General features: G+C 73.0%; 15 protein-coding genes. 8 read left to right on the top strand and 7 right to left on the bottom strand.

Annotated features, from left to right (window positions below):
• Nucleotides 1-50: 50 nt before the first annotated feature.
• From ACFY9E_RS06630 to ACFY9E_RS06615, 4 genes are all read left to right on the top strand, one after another.
• Entirely contained in the window at nt 51-1,751 is a 1,701-nt protein-coding gene (locus ACFY9E_RS06630; RefSeq protein WP_390979935.1) for an aKG-HExxH-type peptide beta-hydroxylase, read from the top strand.
• A 102-nt stretch (nt 1,752-1,853) separates the two neighbouring features.
• On the top strand, nt 1,854-3,077 hold the full coding sequence (locus ACFY9E_RS06625) for an arginine deiminase (RefSeq protein WP_390979933.1): 1,224 nt from the start codon (nt 1,854-1,856) through the stop codon (nt 3,075-3,077).
• An 88-nt stretch (nt 3,078-3,165) separates the two neighbouring features.
• On the top strand, nt 3,166-4,173 hold the full coding sequence (gene argF, locus ACFY9E_RS06620; protein WP_390979931.1) for an ornithine carbamoyltransferase: 1,008 nt from the start codon (nt 3,166-3,168) through the stop codon (nt 4,171-4,173).
• A 103-nt stretch (nt 4,174-4,276) separates the two neighbouring features.
• Nucleotides 4,277-5,716 carry an amino acid permease gene (locus ACFY9E_RS06615; RefSeq protein ID WP_390979929.1) on the top strand — a complete coding sequence of 480 codons (1,440 nt, stop codon included), beginning with the start codon at nt 4,277-4,279 and terminating at the stop codon, nt 5,714-5,716.
• Here the strand turns inward: ACFY9E_RS06615 and ACFY9E_RS06610 are convergent.
• Entirely contained in the window at nt 5,670-6,128 is a 459-nt protein-coding gene (locus tag ACFY9E_RS06610) for an ATP-binding protein (protein WP_390979927.1), read from the bottom strand. The two genes, ACFY9E_RS06615 and ACFY9E_RS06610, sit on opposite strands and share 47 nt — an antisense overlap.
• Before the next feature lie 320 nt (nt 6,129-6,448).
• Between ACFY9E_RS06610 and ACFY9E_RS06605 the strand changes: the two genes are divergently transcribed.
• From ACFY9E_RS06605 to ACFY9E_RS06590, 4 genes are all read left to right on the top strand, one after another.
• The gene (locus ACFY9E_RS06605; protein WP_390979925.1) at nt 6,449-7,276 is read left to right on the top strand and encodes an enoyl-CoA hydratase family protein; all 828 of its coding nucleotides are present in this window, start codon (nt 6,449-6,451) and stop codon (nt 7,274-7,276) included.
• Nucleotides 7,261-9,663 carry a bifunctional salicylyl-CoA 5-hydroxylase/oxidoreductase gene (locus ACFY9E_RS06600; protein ID WP_390979923.1) on the top strand — a complete coding sequence of 801 codons (2,403 nt, stop codon included), beginning with the start codon at nt 7,261-7,263 and terminating at the stop codon, nt 9,661-9,663. The genes ACFY9E_RS06605 and ACFY9E_RS06600 overlap by 16 nt, the downstream gene beginning before the upstream one ends.
• Before the next feature lie 10 nt (nt 9,664-9,673).
• A complete protein-coding gene (locus ACFY9E_RS06595; RefSeq protein ID WP_390979921.1) occupies nt 9,674-10,624 on the top strand; it encodes an RNA polymerase sigma-70 factor in 951 nt (316 codons plus the stop codon).
• Nucleotides 10,625-10,738: 114 nt separating this feature from the next.
• Nucleotides 10,739-11,947 carry an FAD-dependent oxidoreductase gene (locus tag ACFY9E_RS06590; RefSeq protein WP_390979919.1) on the top strand — a complete coding sequence of 403 codons (1,209 nt, stop codon included), beginning with the start codon at nt 10,739-10,741 and terminating at the stop codon, nt 11,945-11,947.
• 21 nt (nt 11,948-11,968) lie between these two features.
• Here ACFY9E_RS06590 and ACFY9E_RS06585 read toward each other — a convergent pair whose 3' ends face one another.
• The 6 genes from ACFY9E_RS06585 to ACFY9E_RS06560 all read right to left on the bottom strand — a co-directional run bounded on the left by ACFY9E_RS06585 (nt 11,969) and on the right by ACFY9E_RS06560 (nt 18,230).
• Nucleotides 11,969-13,051, bottom strand: coding sequence for an ATP-binding cassette domain-containing protein (locus ACFY9E_RS06585; RefSeq protein ID WP_390979917.1), 1,083 nt, complete (start codon nt 13,049-13,051; stop codon nt 11,969-11,971).
• Nucleotides 13,048-13,899: a molybdate ABC transporter permease subunit gene (gene modB, locus ACFY9E_RS06580; protein ID WP_390979915.1), complete on the bottom strand. Its 852-nt coding sequence runs from the start codon at nt 13,897-13,899 to the stop codon at nt 13,048-13,050. Before modB ends, ACFY9E_RS06585 begins: the two co-directional genes overlap by 4 nt.
• Entirely contained in the window at nt 13,896-14,702 is an 807-nt protein-coding gene (gene modA, locus ACFY9E_RS06575) for a molybdate ABC transporter substrate-binding protein (RefSeq protein ID WP_390979913.1), read from the bottom strand. Before modA ends, modB begins: the two co-directional genes overlap by 4 nt.
• A gap of 143 nt (nt 14,703-14,845) precedes the next feature.
• The gene (locus ACFY9E_RS06570) at nt 14,846-15,616 is read right to left on the bottom strand and encodes a ribonuclease BN (protein ID WP_390980320.1); all 771 of its coding nucleotides are present in this window, start codon (nt 15,614-15,616) and stop codon (nt 14,846-14,848) included.
• A 175-nt stretch (nt 15,617-15,791) separates the two neighbouring features.
• Nucleotides 15,792-16,604: a PaaX family transcriptional regulator C-terminal domain-containing protein gene (locus ACFY9E_RS06565; RefSeq protein ID WP_390979911.1), complete on the bottom strand. Its 813-nt coding sequence runs from the start codon at nt 16,602-16,604 to the stop codon at nt 15,792-15,794.
• A gap of 15 nt (nt 16,605-16,619) precedes the next feature.
• On the bottom strand, nt 16,620-18,230 hold the full coding sequence (locus ACFY9E_RS06560) for an AMP-binding protein (RefSeq protein WP_390979909.1): 1,611 nt from the start codon (nt 18,228-18,230) through the stop codon (nt 16,620-16,622).
• Between the last annotated feature and the right edge of the window lie 104 nt (nt 18,231-18,334).

The following is an 18,334-nucleotide window of genomic DNA, read 5'->3' as shown; positions in this document are numbered from 1 at the left end:
CTCGACGCTGCGCCGGGGCCCACCCCCGCACCCGCGACCGGAGGTCCCGCATGCCCAGCGAGCCGCGCCACGCCCCGTTCCGCATGCCCGAGCGCATCCTGGCGGAACTGGCGGCGGGGGGCGGCTCCGCGGAGGCCGTCGCCTTCCTCGAACGGGCCGAGCGGGCACGGCGACTGCTGCTCCTGCGGACCCTGCTGGACCGGCTCGACGCGCTGAGCACGCCGTTGAGCTCCGCCGCCGAGGCCTGGGGCGTCCTGAAAGAGGCCGCCGCGGCGGCGCCCGGCCCGGTCGACCGGCTGCTGCTCGCCCCGGCGACGGGCGGCTGGATCGCCCATCTCCTGCGCCGGCTGCACGGCACCGCGTCGGGCCCGCCGCTGTGGGCCGAGGCCGGGCATCTGTGCGCCCTGGCCGTCGCCGCGTCCCTGCGTGCCGGTACGCGGGCCGACCTCCGGGTGCCCCTCACCGACGGCGCGCTGCCGCTGCCGGGCCTGGGTCTGGCCCGACTCGCCGCGGCGGAGGAGGGACTCACGGTCGGCCGGGCTCGTACGGGGGAGGGCGAGCTGCTGCTGTCCGGGCCCGGCCGCGCGGGCGCCCCCGTGGCCTCGACGGTCCGCCCGGCGACGCGGCCGCTGTCGGCACCACCGGAGGAAACCCCCGCCTGGCTGCCGCTGCGCACCCTCACCCATCACACCCCCGACGGCCCGGTCGGCATCCCCCTCGAAGACCTGGACCCCTACCGCGACTTGGACGATCCCCTCCCGCCCGCACGGCTCGACCCCGACGAAGCCCAGACCTGGCAGCGGCTGTTCGAGGAGGCCGCGGCGCTGCTCGCCGTTCCGGGCGGTGACGGGCCCGGCCGGTTCGACGTCCGGGAGATCCGGGCCGTGGTGCCCTGGGGGCGTACCGGCACGCTGCCGCCCGCCCCGCCCACCGTGTCGGTGTCCGCCTCCAGCGGTGACTCCTTCGGGGCCATGGTGATCGCCCGCCCGTCGTGCGGCACGGCGCTCGCCGAGACGCTGGTGCACGAGTTCCAGCACAGCAAGCTGGCCGCCCTTCTGCACCTCTTCCCGCTGCTCGACGACGACCGCAAGGAGCGCTACTACGCCCCCTGGCGTCCGGACCCGCGCCATCTCACCGGGCTGCTGCACGGGGCGTACGCGTTCACCGGCGTCGCCGGGTTCTGGCGGGACCGCCTGGCCGAAGCGCGGGATGCCCGGGCGGCCGACCTGGCCGGCTACCACTTCGCGCTGCGCCGCCTGCAGAGCCGGCTGGTCGTGCGCACGCTGCTGGCGGAGAGCCGTCTCACCGCGCAGGGCCGGGTCCTCGTGAGGGGGCTCGCCCGGACCCTCGACGGCTGGCTGCGCGAGCCGGTCCCGTCCACCGCCCTCGGCCGCGCCCGCACCGCCGCCGCCCTGCACCGCACCGAATGGCGGCTGCGCAACGTCGTGCCCGCCCGGGCCGCCGGGCCGGCGGAGCTCCGCTTCCGCCGCGACCGGACCTCCTGGCCGGACGTGCGCACCCATGCCTTCGCCACCCGTCCCGCCGCCCCGCGCACCGCCGACGAGCACCTCGCCGCGGGGGACGCGGACGCCGCGCTCGCCCGGTACGCCGACGTCCTGGCCGACGCCCCGGCCGAACCGCACGCGCTCGCGGGCTGGATCGTCGCCCGGACGATCATCGAACCGGGGCGGGCCGCACGCCGGATGCTGGCGCGGCCGGAGGACCTGCTGGAGCCGTCGCCGCGCGTGTGAGCCCGGCCCCGTCGCGTCCGTCGCCGGCGCGACGAGAGCCGGTGGTCACGGAAAACGGCCGAGGAGCGCGTCAATACGCCCTCCGGTGGTCAGGATGGAGGCATGGCATACCACGTCCACTCCGAGGCCGGGCGGCTGCGCCGCGTCATCCTGCACCGGCCCGATCTCGAGCTCAAAAGGCTCACCCCCAGCAACAAGACCTCGCTGCTCTTCGACGACGTGCTGTGGGTGCGCAGGGCCCGCGCCGAGCACGACGGGTTCGCCGACGTGCTGCGCGACCGGGGCGTCGCCGTCCACCTCTTCGGTGACCTGCTGGCCGAGACGCTCGAGGTTCCGGCGGCCAGATCCCTCGTCCTGGAGCGGGTCTTCGACGAGAAGGAGTACGGCCCGCTGGCCACCGATCCGCTCAGAGCCGCCTTCGAGAACCTGCCCGCGCGGGACCTGGCCGAGGTCCTGATCGGCGGCATGACGAAACGCGAGTTCCTCGACGTGCACCCGGAGCCGACCTCCGTGCGCTTCCACGTCATGGAACTGGACGACTTCCTGCTCGGCCCGCTGCCCAACCACCTCTTCACCCGCGACACCTCCGCCTGGATCTACGACGGCGTGTCCATCAACGCCATGCGCTGGCCCGCCCGGCAGCGCGAGACCGTGCACTTCGAGGCCATCTACCGGCACCACCCGCTCTTCCGGGACGAGTCGTTCCAGGTGTGGTCGGAGGGGCAGGCCGACTATCCGTCCACCATCGAGGGCGGTGACGTGCTGGTCATCGGCAACGGGGCGGTGCTCATCGGCATGAGCGAGCGCACCACCCCGCAGGCCGTGGAGATGCTTGCGCACAAGCTGTTCGCCGCCGGGTCCGCCGAGACGATCGTGGCCCTCGACATGCCCAAACGGCGTGCCTTCATGCACCTCGACACCGTGATGACGATGGTCGACGGCGACACCTTCACCCAGTACGCGGGCCTCGGCATGCTCCGCTCGTACACCATCGAACCGGGCGTCGGCGAGAAGGAACTGAAGGTCACCGACCATCCGCCGGAGCACATGCACCGTGCGATCGCCGCCGCGCTCGGCCTGAACGAGATCCGTGTGCTGACCGCCACCCAGGACGTGCACGCGGCCGAACGCGAGCAGTGGGACGACGGCTGCAACGTCCTGGCCGTCGAGCCCGGCGTCGTGGTCGCCTACGAGCGGAACGCCACCACCAACACCCACCTGCGCAAACAGGGCATCGAGGTGATAGAGATCCCGGGCAGCGAGCTGGGCCGGGGGAGGGGCGGGCCGCGGTGCATGAGCTGCCCGGTCGAACGGGAGCCCGTGTAGGCGGGCCCGCGGGAGGTCTCCGTATAGACATGCTGAGCTTCGTATAGTATTCCAGAAGTCTGTGTCCCCGTATCCCTGGAGCGCCCCCATGGCGACTGTCCCGACCGCCCTCGCCGGCCGCCACCTCCTCAAGGAGCTGGACTTCACCGCGGAGGAGTTCCGTGCTCTGGTCGAGCTGGCCGCCGAGCTGAAGGCCGCCAAGAAGGCCGGGACCGAGACCCAGTACCTCCGGGGCCGCAACATCGCGCTGATCTTCGAGAAGACGTCCACCCGCACCCGCTGCGCGTTCGAGGTCGCGGCCGCCGACCAGGGCGCCTCGACCACGTACCTCGACCCCTCCGGCTCCCAGATCGGGCACAAGGAGTCGGTCAAGGACACCGCGCGGGTGCTGGGCCGGATGTACGACGCGATCGAGTACCGGGGCGACAGCCAGCGGAAGGTGGAGGAGATGGCGGCGCACGCCGGTGTCCCCGTCTACAACGGGCTCACCGACGACTGGCACCCCACCCAGATGCTCGCCGACGTGCTGACCATGACCGAGCACTGCGCCAAGCCGCTGACCGGGGTCGCCTTCGCCTACCTGGGCGACGCCCGTTTCAACATGGGCAACTCCTACCTGGTCACCGGCGCCCTGCTCGGCATGGACGTACGGCTCGTCGCGCCGAAGGAGTACTGGCCGGCCGAGGAGGTCGTCGACCGGGCCCGTGCGGTCGCCGAGGCCAGCGGTGCCCGCGTCACGCTCACCGAGACCGTGGACGAGGGCGTCCGGGGCGCCGACTTCGTCGCCACGGACGTCTGGGTCTCCATGGGCGAGCCGAAGGAGGTCTGGGCCGAGCGCATCACCGCCCTCGCCCCCTACGCCGTGACCATGGACGTGCTGCGCGCCACCGGCAACCCGGACGTGAAGTTCCTCCACTGCCTGCCCGCGTTCCACGACCTCGGCACCAAGGTCGGCCAGGAGATCCACGCGGCGCACGGCCTGGAGTACCTGGAGGTCTCCGACGAGGTCTTCGAGTCGGGCCACTCGGTCGTCTTCGACGAGGCGGAGAACCGGATGCACACCATCAAGGCGGTCTTGGTGGCAACCCTCGCCTGAACAGGCCTTATGCTGACCGGCGGCCCGGAACCACCCCTTCTCCGCGGCCGCCGCGCGACGAACCCGTCGCACTGCCGCACCACCAGAAACGAGCACCACCCGCATGCCCGCTCCCCGGATCAAGCCCCCCGCCCTTCTCGTGGCGGAATCCGGCGCCGACCGTGAAGGCCACGGCCTCAAGCGCACGATGGGCCTCTTCCAGCTCATCTGCTTCGGCGTCGGCGCGATCGTCGGCACCGGCATCTTCGTCGGCCTGTCCGACTCGGTCGCCCAGGCCGGCCCGGCCGTCGTCGTCTCCTTCCTGCTCGCCGCGATCACCTGCGTCTTCACCGCGTTCGCCTTCGCCGAGCTGGGCGGCGCGATCCCCGTCTCCGGCTCCTCGTACTCCTTCGCCTACGCCGGTCTCGGCGAGGGCACGGCCTTCCTCGTCGGCTGGTGCCTGCTGCTGGAGTACGGCGTGTCGGTGTCCGCGGTGGCGGTCGGCTGGAGCCAGTACGTCAACGAGCTCCTCGACAGCGTCATCGGACTGCACCTGCCCGCGGCCCTGTCGGCCGGACCCGGCGACGGCGGGGTGGTGAACCTCCCGGCCGTGATCGTCATCGCGATGGCCGCCGTGCTCCTGGTCCGCGGAGTGCGCGAGAGCGCCCGGGCCACCGCCGCGATGGCCGTGCTGAAGCTCGCCGTCCTGGTCGCGTTCCTCGTGATCGGCTTCACCGCCTTCGAGGACGGCAACCTCACCCCGTTCTCGCCGACGGGCCTCGCCGGCATCGGCGCGGGCACGACCGCCGCCTTCTTCTCGTACATCGGCTTCGACGCGATCACCACCGCCGGTGAGGAGGCGAAGAACCCGCGCCGGGACATCCCCGTGGCGATCCTCGTCTGCATCGGCCTGGTGACGGTGCTCTACTGCGCGGTCGCGCTCGCCGCGATCGGCGCCATCGGCGGTGACGCGGTCGGCGGCCGTCCGGCGGCACTCTCCTACGTCGTCAACCAGGTCACCGGCTCCACCGTCGGCGGCGCGGTGATCGCTTTCGGCGCGGTCGTCGCCATCGCCTCGGTCGTGCTCGCCGTGATGTACGGCCAGACCCGGATCCTGATGTCCATGTCCCGCGACGGGCTCATCCCGAGCGTCTTCGAGAAGGTGTCGCCGAAGACCTCCACGCCGGTCGCCGGCACGCTGATCGTGGCCGTCGTCTTCGCGCTCCCCGCGGCCTTCGCCCCGCTGGACGCGGTGGTCAACCTGTGCACCATCGGCACCCTCGCCACCATGGCCGTCGTGAACATCGCGGTCATCGCGCTGCGCCGCCGCGAGCCCGGCCTCGCCCGCAGCTTCCGGGTCCCGCTGTACCCCGTGACCCCGCTGCTCGGCGTCGGCTTCTGCCTGTACCTGATGTACGAGACGGGCGCGACGACCTGGATCCAGTTCGCGGCGTTCCTCGTGGCCGGGATCGCCCTGTACCTGCTCTACGGCCGACGCAACTCCCGGCTCGCCCGGGTCACGCCGGCGGACGCCGCCGCTGAGCCGGCAGTGCAGACAGCCTGAACCAGACCGCCTTGCCGGACTCGGTCGGCCGGTGACCACAGGAGGAGCTCAGGGCGCGGATCAGCAGCAGTCCGCGCCCGTGCTCCTGCCAGGGGTCGGGCGGGCCGCCGGCCGGACGGGTGAGGTCGCCGGGCGGGGCCGGGTCGGTGTCGTGCACCTCGACCTGGCAGCCCGACGGCATCAGCTCCACGACCAGCTCTATCGGTGTCTCGCCGGTGGTGTGCTCCACGGCGTTGGCCACCAGCTCCGCCGTGAGCAGCTCCGCGGTGTCGCAGTCCGCCGCGTGCTCCAGCTCGGCCAGCGCCGTACGGACCAGGGCGCGGGCCACGGGCACCGCCGCTGCGGTGTGCGGCAGCGCGATGCGCCAGGAGGCGGGAGCTGAGGGGAGTTCGTGCACGGCGGGTCCGTTCATGGAGCAGGACGTCCTGCTTTCAACCTGAGGAATGGTACGGCGCCGCTCTTCGGAGGAGTCCGAGGGGCACCGGCGGAGGCGCCGTCGCCTCCTTGCCGACGGCTTACCCAGGTGAACGCGGTGCCGCGCACAGCTGCTCCTGCCGTTACGCGGGTGTGGACGATCTGTGACGGATGTGACCGGCCCAGGCCACATCCGGTCCCACACCGAACTCCTACCCGGACGGTCTATCGCGCACTCATGACGACAGTCACGGATGAGTGATAGCTTCGTGGGGTAGAGCTCAGTGAGGCAGTGCCCGCCCGAGGAGGCCGCACGTCATGAGTCCCTTCACCGGCTCCGCCGCCCGCACCGCCGGCTGGGAGCATCTGCGCGTCGACGTCGCCGACGGCGTCGCGACCGTCACGCTGGCCCGTCCCGAGAAGCTCAACGCGCTCACCTTCGGCGCCTACGCCGACCTGCGCGACCTGCTCGCGGAGCTGTCCCGGGAGCGGTCCGTACGGGCCCTGGTGCTGGCCGGAGAGGGCCGCGGCTTCTGCTCCGGCGGCGACGTCGACGAGATCATCGGCGCGACCCTCGGCATGGACACCGCCCAGCTCCTCGACTTCAACCGGATGACGGGCCAGGTGGTCCGCGCCATCCGCGAGTGCCCGTTCCCGGTGATCGCGTCACTGCACGGCGTGGCCGCGGGAGCCGGAGCGGTGCTCGCCCTGGCCGCTGACTTCCGCGTCGCCGACCCCACCGCTCGCTTCGCCTTCCTCTTCACCCGCGTCGGGCTCTCCGGCGGCGACATGGGCGCGGCCTACCTCCTGCCCCGGGTCGTCGGCCTGGGGCACGCGACCCGCCTGCTGATGCTGGGCGACCCGGTCCGGGCCCTCGAGGCGGAGCGCATCGGGCTGATCAGCGAACTGACGGAGGAGGGCCGGGCGGACGAGACGTCCCAGCAGCTGGCCCACCGCCTGGCATCGGGCCCGGCCCTGGCCCACGCCCAGACGAAGGCGCTGCTCACGTCCGAACTGGACATGCCCCTGGCGGCCTCGATCGAACTGGACGCCTCGACCCAGGCCCTCCTGATGACAGGAGAGGACTACGCGGAATTCCACGCGGCCTTCACGGAGAAGCGCCCTCCCAAATGGAGCGGACGGTGAGCGCGGTGCCTCCGGGGACGCGGGACTGCGCCGAAGGTGCGGCTGCCGCCACGCGGGCGCGACCGGCCACAGACCGCCCGCACCCGCCCACCCCGCCCGGCGACCCCCTGCGCGTGGCGATCATCGGCGGCGGTCCCGGCGGCCTCTACGCCGCCGCCCTCCTCAAACGCCTGGATCCGCGACGGGAGATCACCGTCTGGGAACGCAACGCCCCGGACGACACCTTCGGCTTCGGCGTGGTCCTCTCCGACGAAACCCTCGGCGGCATAGAGCACGCCGACCCCCAGGTCTACGACGCCCTCCAGCGGCACTTCACCCGCTGGGACGACATCGACATCGTCCACCGCGGTGTACGCCACACCTCGGGCGGCCACGGATTCGCCGCCCTGGGCCGCAAGCGCCTGCTCGACATCCTCCACACCCGCTGCCGCGAACTCGGCGTCGACCTCCGCTTTCGCGCCGAGGCCCCGGAAGACCTCCCGCACACCCACGACCTGGTCATCGCCGCGGACGGCGTCCACAGCGCCACCCGCGAGACCTACGCCGGCACCTTCCGGCCCCGGGTGACGGCCCACCGCTGCCGCTACATCTGGCTCGCGGCCGACTTCCCCTTCGACTCCTTCCGCTTCGAGATCGCCGAGACCGAACACGGCGTGATGCAACTCCACGGCTACCCCTACGCGCCCGACGCGTCGACGGTGATCATCGAGATGCGCGAAGAGGTCTGGCACGCGGCCGGGTTCGACGAACTCGACGAAGCCGAGTCGATCGGGCGCTGCGCCAAGATCTTCGCGGAAGCCCTCCGCGGCCGCCCCCTGACATCGAACAACTCCACGTGGACGACGTTCCGCACGGTCGTCAACGACCGCTGGTCGCACGGCAACGTCGTCCTCCTCGGGGACGCCGCGCACACCGCCCACTTCTCCATCGGCTCCGGCACCAAGCTCGCCGTCGAGGACGCGCTGGCCCTGGCCGCCTGCCTGGAGGAGCGGGACTCGCTGCCCGAGGCCCTGACTGCGTACGAGGCCGAGCGGCGCCCCGTCGTCGCCTCCACACAGCGCGCGGCCCGGGCCAGCCTGGAGTGGTTCGAGAACCTCGGCCTGTACCTGGACCAGCCGCCCCGCCAGTTCGCCTTCAACCTGCTCACCCGCAGCCGCCGCGTCACGCACGACAATCTGCGGCTGCGCGACGCGCGCTTCACGCAGACGGTGGAGCGCGAGTTCGGCTGCCCGCCCGGCACGCCCCCGATGTTCACACCGTTCCGGCTGCGCGGCCTGACCCTGCGCAACCGGGTCGTCGTCTCGCCGATGGACATGTACTCGGCCGTCGACGGCGTGCCCGGCGACTTCCACCTCGTCCACCTGGGCGCGCGGGCGCTGGGCGGGGCAGGGCTGGTGATGACCGAGATGGTGTGCGTCAGCGAGCAGGGCCGGATCACGCCCGGCTGCGCCGGTCTCTACACCGGCCGGCAGGCCGAGGCCTGGAAGCGGATCACGAACTTCGTGCACGAGCGGGCCCCCGGCACCGCGATCGGCGTGCAGCTCGGCCACAGCGGCCGCAAGGGCTCCACGAAGCTGATGTGGGAGGGCATGGACGAGCCGCTGGAGGAGGGCAACTGGCCGCTCGTGGCCCCCTCGGCACTTCCGTACAAGGAGGCCGGCCAGACGCCGCGCGAGCTCTCCCGTGCCCAACTCACCGACATTCGCGAACAGTTCGCGGCAGCGGCGGTCCGCGCCGCCCGGGCCGGCTTCGACCTGCTCGAACTGCACTGCGCGCACGGCTATCTCCTGTCCGGCTTCCTCTCCCCGCTGACCAACCGGCGCACCGACGCCTACGGCGGCTCCCTGGAGAAGCGGCTCCGCTTCCCGCTGGAGGTCTTCGACGCCGTACGCAACGTGTGGCCGGGAGAGCGGCCCATGACCGTCCGCATCTCCGCCACCGACTGGGCCGAGGGCGGGACGACCGCCGAGGACGCCGTCGAGATCGCCCGGGCCTTCGCCGCGCACGGCGCCGACGCGATCGACGTGTCGACGGGGCAGGTCGTCGCGGACGAGCGGCCGGAGTTCGGGCGGTCGTACCAGACGCCGTTCGCGGACCGGATCCGCAACACCACCGGCATCCCGGTCATCGCGGTCGGCGCGATCTCCTCCTGGGACGATGTCAACTCCCTGATCCTGGCGGGCCGCACCGATCTCTGCGCGCTCGCCCGCCCCCACCTCTACGACCCCCACTGGACCCTGCACGCAGCGGCCGAGCAGGGCTACACGGGCCCGGGCGCCACCTGGCCGGCCCCGTACCGCGCGGGCAGCCGCCGTCCCCAGACGGGCCGCACCGACGCCCCGAAACCCCGGCTGAGTCTCGGAAGCGGTGACGCCCGGGGGCGTTAGGATCCGGGGCATGGTCATGACCATGGACGACGTGGACCGGTTCGAAGCCTTCAGGCCGCGCCTGGAGGCCGTCGCCTACCGGCTGCTCGGGTCGGCGAGCGAGGCCGAGGACGCCGTGCAGGAGACGTTCCTGCGCTGGCAGGGCGCCGACACCGACCGCATCGACGTCCCCGAGGCGTGGCTGACGAAGGTGCTCACCAACCTGTGCCTCAACCAGCTCACCTCGGCCCGTGCGCGGCGCGAGACCTACGTCGGCCAGTGGCTGCCCGAGCCGCTGCTCGCCGGGGACCGGATGCTCGGGCCCGCCGACACCGCAGAGCAGCGTGAATCGGTCTCGTACGCGGTTCTCGTCCTGCTGGAGCGCCTCTCGCCGAACGAGCGGGCGGTGTACGTGCTGCGGGAGGCCTTCGACTACCCGCACCGGGAGATCGCGGAGATCCTCGACATCACCGAGGCCGCCAGCCAGCAGATCTTCCACCGCGCGAAGAAGCACGTCGCGGACGGCAGGGCCCGCACGCGCGCCGAGATCGACGAGGCGGCAGCGCGGCGGGTCATCGACGAGTTCCTCGCGGCCGCCGCCAGCGGCCGGACCGAGCCGCTCGTGCAACTGCTCACCGGCGACGCCGTCGCGGTCGGCGACGGCGGGGGGAAGGTCCCGGCCCGGGCCAGGGCGTTCGAGGGCGCCCTCGCGGTCGCGAAGTTCATGCGGGGCCTGTTCAAGCCCAGCGCCGCCAAGCGCGCCCTGGTCGGCGGCTCGCCCGACGTCTACGCCTGGACCGCCAACGGCGACCCCGCCCTCGTGGTGGTTCTCGACGGCCGGGTCATCGGCGTCATGTGCCTGGAAGTCGCCGACGACGGCATCGCCGCGTTCCGCAACCAGGTCAACCCCGACAAGCTCGAACGCGCGACCCGGCTGTGGGCCGCCGGCGACCACGGAGACCCCCTGCTCACGGTCTTCTGACACGGCCGAGCGTGATGTGGCGTGCATCACATCGCATTCCTGTCAGGAAACGGCGGGCCCCCCGGTTCAAGGGGTGAATCCGCTGGAGACAGCCGTCATGACAGGAGCTACGCCATGCAGCACCGCATCGTCGTCCTCGGAGCCGGCTACACCGGAGCCACCGCCGCCGGGCGCCTCGCCAAGCGGCTGCACCGTGAAGACGTCGCCATCACCGTCGTCAACGCCGAGCCCGACTTCGTCGAGCGCGTCCGGATGCACCAGCTCGCGCTCGGCCAGGACCTCGCGCCCCGGCCGTTCAGCGAGATGTTCCAGGGCACCGGCGTCACCCTGAAGCAGGGGAAGGTCACCGCCGTCGACGTCGACCGCAGGACCGTCACCGTCTCCGCCTACGCCGACGAGGGGGCGACGGACGAGGAACTGCAGTACGACACCCTCGTGTACGCCCTCGGCAGCGGCTGGAACGACCAGGGGGTGCCCGGTACCGCCGAGCACGCCCACGAGATCGCGAGCCGCCCCGGAGCGCTCCGGCTGCGCGAGCGCCTGGCCGGCCTGGCCGCCGGAGAATCCGTGGTCGTGGTCGGGGGCGGTCTCACCGGCATCGAGGCGGCGACCGAGATCGCCGAGACCCGCCCGGACCTCGCCGTCGCCCTCGCCGCCCGCGGCGGCCTCGGCGACTGGCTCTCGGAGAAGGGCGCCGGGCACCTGCGCACGGTCGTCGACCGGCTCGGCATCACCGTGCACGAGCACACCGCCGTCACCGCCGTCGAGGCCGGTCACATCACCACCGCCGACGGCACGACCGTCCCGGCCGCGGTCACCGTCTGGACCACGGGCTTCGCCGTCCACCCGATCGCGCAGGCCACCACCCTGGAGGTCTCCGGCACCGGCCAGATCGTCGTCGACCGGACCATGCGCTCGGTGTCGCACCCGGACGTGTACGCCATCGGCGACGCGGCCCTGGCGATGGGCCCCGGGGACAAGCCGCTGCGGATGTCGTGCGCCTCGGGCGTCCCCGGCGCCTGGCAGGCCGCCGACGCCATCGCGGCCCGGTTGACCGGCGGGAAGGTCCCGACCGTGCCGGTGCGCTACTTCAACCAGTGCATCTCGCTGGGCCGCAGGGACGGCCTGATCCAGTACGTCACCGCCGACGACCGCGCCGTGTCGGCGGCCCTGACCGGCCGGCTCGCCGCGCTCTACAAGGAGATCATCTGCAAGGGCGCGGCCTGGAGCGTCGCCCACCCGACGCTCCTTCCGGTCCGGCGCCGCCGCGTCGTGCGGGAGGCCGTCGCCCCGGAGGGCGCGCCGGTCGGGACGGCGGCCTGAGCCGTGCGGATGTCGAACGCCTCAGACCGGGTAGGCGTGGGTCTGCGCCGCCTTCACCGTGGCCCAGACCCGCGCGCCCGGGTGGAGGCCGAGTTCGGCGGCGGCGACCGTCGTGAGGTCGGCGGCGAGGGGGAGTTCACCCGTGAGGTCGGCACGGATCTGGTCGCCGTGGGTCTCCAGACCGGCCACCTCGCAGCGCCACAGGTTGCGGGCGCTGGAGCCGGTCGGCCTCTCGCGGTGGAGGGTCACCGCGCCGGGCGGGAACGCCACGAAGACCGGGCCCGACAGGACCTCCGTGGTGGTGACGGGCGGGCCGCCGGCGAGACGGACGGTGTGGCCGTCGGCCTCGCCCCGGTAGAGGTTCAGTCCGACCAGCTGCGCGATGTAGTCCGTACGGGGGTGACGGGCGATGTCGGCCGGGGTGCCCTCCTGGACGACCCGGCCGTGCTCCACGACCACCAGACGGTCGGCCAGCACCATGGCGTCGAGCGGATCGTGGGTGACGAGCACGGCCACCGCCTCGAAGTCGGCCAGGTGGCGCCGGAGCTGGGCGCGGACCTCCAGGCGGGTGCGGGCGTCCAGGGCCGCCAGGGGCTCGTCGAGGAGCAGCAGCCGGGGCCGGGTCGCCAGGGCGCGGGCGAGGGCGACGCGCTGGGCCTGGCCACCCGAGAGCCTGCGCGGCTTGGCGCCGGTGTGCGCCCCGAGGCCCATGCGGTCGAGCCACTCGGCGGCCTGCGCACGGGCCTCCGCCTTGGTGGCGCCCTGGCAGCGGGGACCGAAGGCCACGTTGTCGAGGGCCGTCAGGTGCGGGAAGAGCAGGTAGTCCTGGAAGACGACGCCGACCGGGCGGGCCTCCGGCGGTGTGCGGTCCAGCTCCGTACCCTCGAGCCGCAGATGCCCGCCGGTCAGCGGGGTCAGGCCGGCCAGGGCGCGCAGCGCGGTGGTCTTGCCGGCGCCGTTCGGGCCGAGCAGGGCGACGACCTCACCCGGCGCGACGGTCAGCGTCACGTCGAGACGGAAGCCGCCGCGGTCCACGACGAGGCGGGCGTCCAGTCCCTCCGTCGCGGTGCCGGTGTGCGCGTCCTGCGCGGGGGGCCGTGTCATCCCGCACGCAACCAGCGGTCGCGCAACCCCGCAAGGACCGCGATCGACACCGCCAGCAGCACCAGGCTGAGGGCGATCGCGGCCTCGGGGTCGCTCTGCAGGGCCAGGTACACGGCCAGCGGCATGGTCTGGGTGCGGCCGGGGAAGTTGCCGGCGAAGGTGATCGTCGCGCCGAACTCGCCGAGCGCCCGCGCCCAGGCCAGGACCGCGCCCGCCGCGATGCCCGGCGCGATGAGCGGCAGCGTGACCCGGCGGAACGCGGTGAAGCGGGACGCGCCCAGGGTGGCGGCCGCCTCCTCGTAGCGGGGGTCGGCGGCCCGCAGGGTGCCCTCGACGCTGATGACGAGGAACGGCATGGCCACGAACGCCTCCGCGATCACGACTCCGGCGGTGGTGAAGGGCAGCGTGATCCCGAACCACGAGTCGAGCCACCGCCCGACGATGCCGTTGCGCCCGAGCGCCATCAGCAGCGCCACACCGCCGACGACCGGAGGCAGGACCAGGGGGAGGGTGACGAGGGCGCGTACGAGGCCGCGGCCGGGGAAGTCGACGCGGGCCAGCAGCCAGGCCAGCGGCACGCCGACGACCAGGCTCACCGCGGTGGCCGCCGAGGCGCACAGCAGGGACAGCCTGAGGGCCTGCCACACCTCCGCACTGGTCAGCTGCTGGGGCAGGCTGTGCCACGGGGTCCGCACCAGCAGGGCGATCAGCGGCACGGTCAGGAACGCCAGGCCGGCCAGCGCGGGGAGCAGCAGGGGCAACGGGACGCCCGTGCGCACGCGACGGCGCCGCGGACCGCCCCGGAGGCTGTCGGCCGCGAGACGAGACCGGCCGGCGGGGGGTGTCACGGCTTGAGGAACCCGGCCGCGCCCAGGACCTTCTGGCCCTCGGCGGAGCGCACCAGCGCGATGAACGCCTTGCCGGCCTCGGCGTTCCGCGCGTCCTTGAGCAGGGCGATCGGGTAGTCGTTGACGGCGTCGGCCGACTCGGGGAACTCCACGCCCTCCACCTTGTCACCCGCCGCGCGCACATCCGTCTTGTAGACGACGGCCGCGTCGGCCTCCTTCAGCTCGACCTTGGTCAGCGCGGCCTTGACGTCCTGCTCGTAGGACACGGGCGTGAGCGTGAGCCTGCGGGCGTCGAGGGCCTTCCGCGCGGCGGCGCCGCACGGCACCGCCCGGTCGCAGAGCACGACCTTCAGATCCGGCGCGGTGAGGTCCTCGAGGGAGGCGACCTTGTGCGGGTTGCCGGGCAGGGTGGCGATCTCCAGCTCGTTGCGGACGAAGGTCGCGGGCGGGCCCGAGGCGTCGTCGGCATCGGTGACGACCTTCATCGTCCTGGGGCTGGCCGAGGCGAAGACGTCCGCCGGAGCCCCGCCGGTGATGCTCGCGGCGAGGGAGTCGCTGCCGCCGAAGCTGAAGGTGACCTTCGTGCCGGGGTGCTCCTTCTCGAACTGCTCGCCCAGCGTCGTGAAGCTCTCCTTGAGTGAGGCCGCGGCGAAGACGGTCACCTCCCCGGAGACCCCGCCCGGCCCGCCCGGCCCGGCCGAGGAATCCGAGCCGGACGCACAGGCGCTCAGCGCCAGCAGTGCGGCGGCTCCCCCCGCGGCCGCCTGGAGCGGGCGGCGGGTCCGGTGCGCGGTACGGGTCATCACGGGTCTGCTCCCTCTGCTGGGCCTGCGCCGATGATAATGCCGCAGATGCGAGGGGAAATCCCCCTGTGGATTCGCATGAGCCGGGATGAGGATCGCTGGGGGTGGCATGTGCGTTCGCATGAAGGCCGGGGGAGCCGGGCCTACCCGTCGCGCTGCCGGTGCCCGTGGTGATCCAGCACCCAGCGGCCGAGGAGTGCCCCGCCGTAGACGACGTAGCCCACGCCGATGAGCCAGGACTCCACGACGAGGACGACGCCGACCGCTCCGTAGTTGATGGCGTTGGTGACGATGAGGGGGGTGAAGACGGAGTAGGAGAACATGCGCAGGCCGACCAGTCCGGCCATGGTGGCCACCGCCCCGGGGAGCAGATCGCTCCAGCGGACCTGCCCGCCCAGCAGGAAGCGCTGGCCCCACCAGAAGAACAGCACACCGGACGCCGAGCTCAGCGCGATCCGCTCCGGCCCCGAGGCGAGGCTGCGGGTCTGCACCTCCTGGTACAGGTACGCGGTCATCGCGATCATCCACACCGCCTGGCGCCAGACGCGATGCCACGGACCCGAGGGCAGTCCCCAGATCCGCTCGTAGCCGTTCTGCACGCTCCCGCCGAACGCGACACCGAAGACGGCGAGCGCGACCCCGCCGAGCACGCTCGTGGTGCCGATGACCTTGCGCGGCGGACTGATGATCTCCGTGAGCACCCGCGCGGACCGCCCGGACAGCCCCATGCCGTCGGCCAGCCACGAGGCGAATCCGCCCCGCCCCAGGGGGTCGGCGGCGGCGACCACGATCAGCAGCGGTGCCAGGGTGACCAGTGCGAGCGTGGCGAAGCCCATGGCCCGGTGCAGCAACTCCACGTCGCGGCCCTGCCGGACGAGGGTGTGCGCACCGGCCCGCTCCCACACGCCGCGCACCGAGCGCCCCCACCGCCTCACGGGAGCCGGTCCACGCGGGCGCCTGCCGTGCTCGCTGGTGTGGTGACGGTCATCCCTCGGTCCGCCTCCCGGTGCGCGCTCCGTCCAGTCGCGGACATCGATTGACCGTTCCACGGCGGAGCAAACGCGGCAAACCGGGCGGCGTCTGTGTGGGTCAGAGCCCCACGAAACCCGCCCCCGCGTCCCGCAGCCGCTCGTGGAGCCCCCGGAACACCGCCGACGAGCGGACCCCCGGCCAGTCCGCGGGCAGCAGCTCGGCCGGCAGGCCCGGGTCGGTGTAGGGGAGGTGGCGCCAGGAGTCCAGGGCGAGGAGGTAGTCCCGGTAGGCCTCCTCGGGCGGGGTGTCCTCGCGCTTCTCCCAGTCGTGCAGCACGCGCGCGTGGCGGTCGAGGAACGCCTCGTGCTCCTTGGCGATGGCCGCCAGGTCCCACCACCGGGCGACGGCCTCCGCGGTCGGGGCGAAGCCGAGGTGGTCGCCGCGGAAGAAGTCGACGTACGCGTCGAGCCGCAGCCGCTGGAGCGTGTGCCGGGTCTCCTCGTACAGCCGCGCGGGCGCGATCCACACGCCCGGAGCGGCCGTGCCGAAACCGAGCCCGGCCAGCCGGGAGCGCAGCACATGCCGCTTCTGCCGTTCCGACTCCGGCACGGAGAACACCGCGAGCACCCAGCCCTCGTCCTCGGGCGGAGCCGAGGCGTAGATGCGCCGGTCGCCGTCGTCGAGCAACTGGCGGGCGTCCGGGGACAGTTCGTACCCGGCCGCGCCCTGCGCGGTGCGGGCGGGCACGAGCAGTCCCCGTCTCTTGAGCCGCGACACCGAGGAGCGTACGGACGGAGCGTCCACGCCGGCCGCGGCCAGCAGCCGGATGAGTTCGGCTACCGGCACGGGGCCCGGCACGAAGCGGCCGTACGCGCCGTAGAGCGTGACGATGAGAGACCGTGGTGCATGCTGGTCGGACACGTTGATCATCTTAGGTCGTACGGATCAGTCCCGGTCGCCTTCCGGTACCCCCGGGGCCCGCAGTCTGAACCGCTGGAGCTTGCCGGTGGCCGTGCGCGGCAGCGCGTCCAGGAAGACGATCTCGCGCGGGCACTTGTACGGTGCCAGTTCGCTCATGACGAAGGCGCGCAGCGCCTCGGCGTCCCGACGGGCGCCCTCCTTGAGGACGGCGAAGGCCTGCACGACCTGTCCGCGGGCCTCGTCGGGCCGTCCCACGACCGCCGCCTCCACCACGTCCGGATGCCGCAGCAGCGCGTCCTCCACCTCGGGGCCGGCGATGTTGTACCCGGCCGAGATGATCATGTCGTCGGCGCGGGCGACGTAGCGGAAGTAGCCGTCGGGGTCGCGGACGTAGGTGTCGCCGGTGATGTTCCAGCCGTCGCGCACGTACTCCCGCTGCCGCGGGTCGGCGAGATACCGGCAGCCGACCGGTCCGCGCACGGCGAGCAGCCCCGGCTGCCCGTCGGGTACGGGCTCGCCGTCCGCGTCCTGCACGCGCGCGTGCCAGCCCGGGACGGGAACGCCCGTGGTCCCGGGCCGGATCCGGTCGTCGGCCGCGGAGATGAAGATGTGCAGCAGCTCGGTGGCGCCGATGCCGTTGATGACGCGCAGACCGGTGCGCTCGTGCCAGGCCCGCCAGGTGGCCGCCGGGAGGTTCTCTCCGGCCGAGACGCAGCGGCGCAGCGAGGAGACGTCGTGGCCGTCGAGCGCGTCGAGCATCGCGCGGTACGCCGTCGGGGCGGTGAACAGCACGGAGACCCGGTGGCGGGCGATGGCGGGCAGCAGTTGCCGGGGCCCCGCCTGTTCGAGCAGCAGCGCGCTCGCGCCGGCCCGCAGGGGGAAGACCACCAGCCCGCCGAGACCGAAGGTGAAGCCCAGCGGGGGACTGCCGGTGAACACGTCGTCCGGGCCGGGCCTGAGCACGTGCCGGGAGAACGTGTCGGCGATCGCCAGGACGTCCCGGTGGAGGTGCATACAGCCCTTGGGGCGGCCGGTGGTGCCGGAGGTGAAGGCGATCAGCGCGACGTCGTCGGCCGCCGTCGCGACGGCCTCGTAGGAGGCCGCGGGCGCCGGGCGGTTGAGGAGGTCGTCCGGGGCGTCACCGCCGTAGGTCGTGATCCGCAGGCCGGGGACCTCGGCCTTGGCGAGGTCGTCGACGGCCCGGATGTCGCACAGCGCGTGCCGCACCCGCGCGATCTCGCACATCGTGCTCAGTTCGTGCGGGCGCTGCTGGGCGAGCACCGTGACCGCCACGGCCCCCGCCTTCAGCACCGCCAGCCAGCAGGCCGCGAGCCAGGGGGTGGTGGGGCCGCGCAGCAGCACCCGGTTGCCGGGGACGACACCGAGTTCGCCGGTGAGCAGGTGTGCGACGCGGTCCACGCGGGCGCGCAGGTCGCCGTACGTCCACCGCTCGCCGGTGGCGGTGAGGAACGCCGGGCGGTCGCCGGGCGGGCCGTTCAGCAGCTCGGCGGCGCAGTTGAGCCGTTCGGGGTAGTGCAGCTCCGGCAGGTCGAAACGGAGCTCGGGCCATTGGTCCGGGGGTGGCAGATGGTCCCGGGCGAAGGTGTCGACGTGGGCTGTGCCCCGTGGATTCATACGGTTCGCCCCCTTGGCGTGGTGGGCTCGCTTCTGGAGCGTATCGTGTTGATGACGACAGTCAACGGTTCGCGATAGCCTCGGGGTGGCCCAGCCGGAACGCA

It is taken from the genome of Streptomyces sp. NPDC012466 (assembly GCF_042955215.1).
GTDB lineage: Bacteria > Actinomycetota > Actinomycetes > Streptomycetales > Streptomycetaceae > Streptomyces.
This window is presented reverse-complemented; position numbering and strand designations above follow the sequence as displayed.